The sequence below is a fragment of the Streptomyces hirsutus genome (assembly GCF_001418415.1).
Taxonomy (GTDB): Bacteria; Actinomycetota; Actinomycetes; order Streptomycetales; family Streptomycetaceae; genus Streptomyces; species Streptomyces hirsutus.
On sequence record NZ_LIQT01000583.1, the window covers coordinates 1 to 6409 of the forward strand.

A 6409-nucleotide genomic window follows, 5' to 3' on the forward strand; every position below is an offset into this window, starting at 1 on the left:
CATCGAACGGCTGGGCACACAGGGACTGAAACTGTTGTAGGACGACGCCGTCCTGGGACGCCGCTTACATATAACCGTGCTACAGAGCATGACCGGTGTCGAGGACCGGGCGCTGCTAAGGCATCTGCACGCGGGCGTCGCCGCCCGCCTGGTCATCCCCGACGAGCCCGCCCCCGACTGGTACTCCTTCCGCCACTCCCCCACCGTCGAGGCCCTGTTCACGCAGATGACGCCGGGTCAGCGGGCGGACCTGGCACGGCGGGGAGCGCGGGCCGTCGAGGAGCTCCATCCGGGTCTCGAAGGCGATTGGTGCGCGCTGGCGGCCGGGCTGCGCTGCGAGGCCGGGGACCGTGTGGAGGCGGGGCTGCTGTACGCGGACGCCGGCGGGCGGGCCCTGGCCGCGGGTGCCCTGGGCTCCGCCGTGACGCTGCTCAGCCGGGCCGAGGGCCTGCTGGCCGGCGCCGACGATCCGCAGGCGCGGGCCTCGGTGCTGGAGAACCTGCTGCCCGCGCTCGCGGAGGCCGGCGACTTCGCCCGCGCCTTCGACCTGGCCGAGGACCTGCACGCGCTGGGCGGCGCCGGGCTGAGCGCCGTACGGCTGGCCACGCTGCACACCCGGCTGGCCAAGGTGGCCCACACGGCGGGGCGGTGGAGCGACGGCAACCGGCAGGTCGACCGGGCACGCGAGGTCCTGGCGACCGCCCCGGACGAGGCGACGGAAGCGGCCGTCGACGTCACGGCCGCCTACCTCGCCCTCGACACGCCGGGTTCGGACCGCACCCAGCACGCGGAGAAGCTGGCCCGCTCGGCGGCCGACACCGCCGAGCGCCACGGCCTGCCCGTGGTCGCCTGCCAGGCCCGGGAGCTTCTCGCCACCGTCGCCCGCGAGCGGGACCCGGAGGAGTCCGCGGCGATGCTCCAGCAGGCCCTGGTGACGGCGGAGCGGCACCGGCTGCCCCTGCAGCGCATGTACGCGGCCACCCGTATGGGCGGCAACACCTGGCTCGCCGAGGGCGACACCTCCGGCCTGCTGGCGGCCCGCGAGGAGGCGCTGCGGCTCGGCTCGGTGAACATCATGCACACGGTGGACGGCATCCTCATCCTGGACGCGGTGCTGCGCGGCGACCACGAGAGCGCGCGGTCGGCGGCGGACGACTGCCTGGCCGTGGTGCGGCGGCTGCGCCTGGCGCCCGCCGTGCGGTACGTCCTGATGGCGCGGGCCGCCCTGGAGGCGCACCGCGCGGACCGGGCGGCGATGGAGACCGCTCTGGCGGCGTTCGCCGAGTGGGACGGCGCCGGTTCGCAGGAGGAGCCGCTGAGTCTCGGCCTGGCCCGCGCTTTCTGCGCGCTGCTGGAGGAGGACCGTGACCTGGCGCGCGCGGAGCTGCGGTCGGTGCAGGCGCTGGAGGCGGGCAACCCCTCCACCTACCACCTCGGCGGCACCCACGGCCTGGTCCTGCTGCTGGACGTGCTCTCCGGTGACGCGGGGCGGGCACGGCACGAGGAGATCACCGCCACCGCGATGGCCCGGATGCGGTGGAACCGCCAGTTCGTGCTGCTCGCCGACGCCGTGCTGCTGGGCCGGGAGGGAGCGGGGCCGCGCGCGGCGGCGGCGGTGGAGTCGGCGCTGACGGTGGCGCAGCCCTATCCGCTCGCCCGGCATCTGGGACTGCGGCTGATCGCGGACGCGGGGCACCGGGACGGCTGGGGCGATCCGGTGGGCTGGCTGCGCCGGGCCGAACACTACTTCCACGAACGGGACGTGGCGGCCGTCACCGGCGCCTGCCGGGCGGGGCTGCGCAGGCTCGGCGCCCCGGTGCACCAGCATCGCTCCGGCACCGGCCAGATCCCCGAGAAGCTGCGCGCGCAGGGCGTGACCGTCCGGGAGTTCGACGTGTTCCGGCTGCTCGCGGAGCGGCTCAGCAACAAGGACATCGCCGACCGCCTGTTCATCTCGCCCCGCACGGCGGAGAAGCACATCGCGAGCCTCATCACCAAGACGGGGTCGGCCAACCGCGCGGACCTGTGCGCGCGGTCGGCCGCCTTCCGGGGGTAGGGCGCGCCGGCTACCGCATCTCGCGCACCGCCCTGGACCCCAGCACCGCCAGCCCTGTCGCGGCGAGCACCAGGGCCACCACCCCGAACAGGGCGAACGTGTCCCTCCCGGCCAGTGCCCCGCACAGGATCAGCGACAGCGGGGCCACGGCGTAGCCGAGGACCATGTCGACGGAGACGACGCGGCTGAGCACGTCCTGGGGGATGTTGCGCTGGATCCAGCTCAGTCCGAACACCCCCTGGAAGCCGATGGCGAAGCCCATGGCGAGGACGGTCGCCACGACGACCGGAGTGCTGTGCACCAGGCCCAGGACGGCCATTCCCGCGCCCAGCCAGCCCGCCAGCGCGGCCACCAGCAGGCCGACCCTGGGCCGCCCGCCGACGGCGCCTCCGACGAGTGTGCCGAGCACCGCTCCCCCGGCGAGTGAGCCGTTGAGCACGCCGAGCGTGGCCGAGCCGCCGCGCAGCACCTGGTCGGCGAGGGTGGCGAAGCCGACCGTGAAGGGCCCGGCGTAGCAGAAGTTGACGGCGGTGTCGAGGGCGACGACGGTCCGCAGCCGCGGGTCGCGCGCGGTGTAGGTGACGCCCTCGCGGATACGGGCGCCGAGGGACGCCTGCTCCTTCACCGTGCCGGCGGAGGTTTCGCGGGCCGCCGCGGGACGGGTGCGGACGCGCGCCACGCACAGGCCGCACAGGGCGAAGCAGACCGCGTCGACGAGGAAGGCGACCGGCGCCCGGGTCAGGGCGATGACCAGGCCGCCGACGGCCGGGCCGACGACGGCGGCGGTCCGCGCGCCGACCCCCATCAGCGCGTTGGCCGGGGTGAGCAGTTCGTCGTCCACGACCGAGGGCAGGATGGAGACACGGGCGGGCTGGAAGAAGGCGTCGACGGTGCCGAAGGCGGCGGCCGCGGCGCACAGCATCCACACCGTCAGGTGACCGCTCAGTCCGGCGAGTCCGACGGCCGCCATCAGCACCGCCCGTGCCCAGCTGGACACGACCATCAGGACGCGTGGGGACCAGGAGTCGCTGAGGCTGCCGCCCACCAGGGTGAACAGGGCTCGGGGGACGGCCTGGAAGGCCAGGACGTAGCCGAGGGTGAGGGTGGAGCCGGTCAGCCCGAGGGTGATCCAGGAGAACGCGACGACGCTGAAGCCGTCGCCGAGCAGGGACAGTGACTGTCCCGTCCACAGGAGGCGGAAGGACCGGTGCCGGGCGGGTGCCCACAGCCGCGGACCGGCGCCGGTGAGGGTGGTGGCCATGGTGTGCCTTTCGTCGGACCGGGTCCGGTCAGTAGTGCACGGGCAGGGCGGTGAGGCCGCGGTTGAGCAGGGAGGGCTGCCAGGCCAGGCCACCGGGGTCGGCGAGGGTCAGACCGGGGTGGTCGCACACGAGCGTCCGTACGACGGCCACGGCCACCAGCCGGGCCAGGGCGGCGCCGATGCAGAAGTGGGCGCCGAAGCCGAAGCCGAGGTGGGTGGCGCCCGAGCGGCGGACGTCGAACCGGCCGGGGTCGGGGAAGCGGGCCGGGTCGCGGTTGGCCGCGGCGGTCACGAGGAAGATCCGGTCCCCGGCCCGCAGGGTGCGGCTGTCGAGATCGACGTCGCGGGCGGCGGTGCGGATGGACATCTTCGACGGGCCGTCCAGCCGCAGGGTCTCCTCCACCGCCCCCTGGGCCAGTTCGGGCTCCGCCCGGACGGCGGCCAGCTGGTCGGGGCGGGTGAGCAGGGCCAGGACGGTGTTGGCGATGAGGTTGCTGGTGGTCTCCCCGCCGGCGAACGCCATCTGGGTGAGCATGCCGACGAACTCCTCCTCGCCGACCGAGTCGCCGACCCGGCCCTCCCGCAGCACCTGGCTGATCAGGTCGTCGCCCGGTTCGGCGCGGCGCCGGGCGACGAGGGCGCCGAGGTAGTCCTCCAGGCTCACCAGCGCCTGGAGGGAGGCCCGGTACTCGCTCTCCTCCTGGGCGGTGCCGAGGACGAGGTCGGCGACGCGGGTGTTCCAGTACCAGAAGGAGGGCCCGTCGGTGGGCGGGATGCCGAGCCAGCGGGCGAACACCAGGGCGGGCAGCGGCTTGGCGACGCCGGCCATGAGGTCGCCGGTGCTGCCGGGCACGGCCTTGCGGGCGAGGACGGCGCGGGTCGCCTTCTCGGTGAAGGTGCGGTAGCGGGCCACCGCGCGGGCGGCGAACGCCTCCTGGAAGACGCGGCGCAGCCTGCGGTGCTGGGGCGGGTCGTTGAAGACCATCCAGCGCGAGAGGATGCCGAAGGCCCGCTCGGCGTCCTCGCGGGCGCCCTGCGGGACGGCGTCCATCAGCGGCCGTACCCGGTCGGCGGAGACCGCGGGGTCGCGCAGGCAGCTCATCACCTGCTCGTAGCCGGTGACGAGCCAGGCGTGGTGCAGGGGGCTCCAGTGGACGGGGGCCTGCTCCCGCAGGGCGTCGAGGTGGCCGTAGGGGTCGGCGATCATGTCCGGGGAGAGCAGGTAGCGCTCGGCGAGGACGGGTGCGGGGGCATGGGTGGTCATCGGGTCTCTCCCGTCCCGGTGCCGGGGGTGGTGCTCGTGGTGGTGCCGGCGGCCGCGGTGGTGCCGGTGGGCTCGATGCCGGCGAGCAGGGCGGCGATGCCGTGCACCCGGGGCTCGGCCATCATCGACATGTGGTCGCCGTCGCTGATGTGCAGCGTGAGCCCGCCGCCGGCCACCTCGCGCCAGCGGGCGACGTAGGTGTCGTAGTCGACGTCCAGGCCGGGCATGGTGCGGCCGCGCGGCAGTCCGGCGGCCTCGCTGCCCACCACGAGGTGCACGTGTCCGGGGTGGGGACGGACGTCGTAGGCGGCCAGGGCGGCGAGCAGCGAGTGCCACACCTCGATCGGGGCGCCTTCGACGAGGGCCGCCTCGGCCGGGCTCATGCCCGCTCCCAGCAGGGTGGCGGTGAGCTCGGCGGTGGCCCGGTCGCGCTGCGGCGAGGGCGGCAGTTCACGCAGCCGGTCCCGCAGGCGCAGCGCTTCGCGCAGGTCCCGGGTGACCCCGTCGAGGCGGGTGCGGGCGGCGGTGTTGGGCAGATACGGCTCGATCAGGACCAGCGGTGCGACGGCGTGTCCGGCCCCGTGCAGCTGGGTGGCCATCTCCAGGGCGATGTTGGCGCCCATGGACCAGCCGAGCAGGGCATGCGGCCCGGTGCCGCCGCGCTCGGTGATCTCGGCGACGTAGTTGGCGGCGATGCCCGTCACGGTGCTCGGGTCGATGCCGCCGAGCAGGCCGCGCGCCTGGAAGGCGTGCACCGGGCGGCCCGGCGGCAGGGCGCGGGAGAGGGGGACGAACCAGGCGGCGCTGCCGCCGGTGGGGTGCACGCACCACAGGGGCTCCCCCGCGCCTTCGCGGAGCCGTACCTCGGAGGTGACGGCGGCGGGCAGGCCCTCGCCCGCCGCCCGGACGGCGTGCTCGGCCAGCCGGGCGAGGGTGGGGTGCTCGATCAGGTCGCCGACGGAGACCGGCAGGCCGCGCGCGGCGGCCATGAGGGAGACGCGGACGGTGGACAGGGAGCTGCCGCCGACGCGGAAGAAGTCGTCGTGGACGCCGATCCGGGACAGGCCGAGGACCTCGCGCCAGATCTCGGCCAGGATCTTCTCGGCGGCACTGGAGGGGGCGACGTACTCGGCGTCCGCGCGGTCGGGTTCGGCCGTCGGCAGGGGCAGGGCCCGCTTGTCGGTCTTGCCGCTGCGGTTGACGGGCATCTCGTCGAGGACGACGAACCGGGCGGGCACCATGTACGCGGGCAGTGAGGCCCGCAGGGCGTCGCGCAGTTCCTCCGGGGCGGGCCGGCTCTCCGTGGAGACGACGAGGTAGGCGACGAGGGCGGGTTCGCCGGGCAGGTCGGTGCGGTGCAGGACCACCGCCTGGCGGACCTCGGGCAGCTGCCTGAGGGCGTGTTCGATCTCGCCCGGTTCGATGCGGAAGCCGCGCAGTTTCACCTGGGAGTCGCGGCGGCCCAGCCACTCCACGGAGCCGTCCGGCCGGTGCGTGCCGAGGTCGCCGGTGCGGCACAGGCGGTCGCCGGGGGCGCCGTACGGGTCGGGGACATAGGTGGCGGCGGTGAGGGCGGGTCTGCCCAGGTAGCCACGGCCGACGGCGTCGCCGCCGAGGTGGATCTCGCCGGGTACGCCGACCGGGACCGGCTGCAGGTCCTCGTCCAGGACGTGGACGCGGGTGTTGCGCATCGGGGTGCCGATGGGCGGGCGGCCCTGACCGGGGTCGAGGTCGGCGGCGAGGGACCAGACGGTGGTCTCGGTGAGGCCGTAGACGTTCTGGAAGCGCCGGCCGCGCGCCCACCGGTCGGCGAGTCCGGCCGGGCAGG

General features: G+C 75.0%; 4 protein-coding genes. 1 reads left to right on the plus strand and 3 read right to left on the minus strand.

Features of this window, described 5'->3' with window-relative positions:
- Positions 1 to 88: 88 nt before the first annotated feature.
- The gene (locus AOK11_RS34955) at positions 89 to 2056 is read left to right on the plus strand and encodes a LuxR family transcriptional regulator (RefSeq protein ID WP_240497608.1); all 1968 of its coding nucleotides are present in this window, start codon (positions 89 to 91) and stop codon (positions 2054 to 2056) included.
- A 10-nt stretch (positions 2057 to 2066) separates the two neighbouring features.
- On the opposite strand, the gene AOK11_RS34960 is transcribed toward AOK11_RS34955, so the two are convergent.
- The 3 genes from AOK11_RS34960 to AOK11_RS34970 form a co-directional block, all read right to left on the minus strand.
- Positions 2067 to 3317, minus strand: a complete 1251-nt coding sequence (locus tag AOK11_RS34960; RefSeq protein ID WP_055597676.1) for an MFS transporter — start codon at positions 3315 to 3317, stop codon at positions 2067 to 2069.
- Positions 3318 to 3345: 28 nt separating this feature from the next.
- Positions 3346 to 4581, minus strand: coding sequence for a cytochrome P450 (locus tag AOK11_RS34965; RefSeq protein ID WP_055597677.1), 1236 nt, complete (start codon positions 4579 to 4581; stop codon positions 3346 to 3348).
- On the minus strand, positions 4578 to 6409 hold a 1832-nt coding region (locus tag AOK11_RS34970; RefSeq protein ID WP_240497609.1), incomplete at its 5' end, for a thioesterase domain-containing protein. The genes AOK11_RS34965 and AOK11_RS34970, both read right to left, overlap by 4 nt.

Excerpts from the sequence above, each read along its gene's own strand:
- AOK11_RS34955 (WP_240497608.1), top strand. The coding sequence starts at position 89 with ATGACCGGTGTCGAGGACCGGGCGCTGCTAAGGCATCTGCACGCGGGC.
- AOK11_RS34960 (WP_055597676.1), bottom strand. The coding sequence starts at position 3,317 with ATGGCCACCACCCTCACCGGCGCCGGTCCGCGGCTGTGGGCACCCGCC.
- AOK11_RS34965 (WP_055597677.1), bottom strand. The coding sequence starts at position 4,581 with ATGACCACCCATGCCCCCGCACCCGTCCTCGCCGAGCGCTACCTGCTC.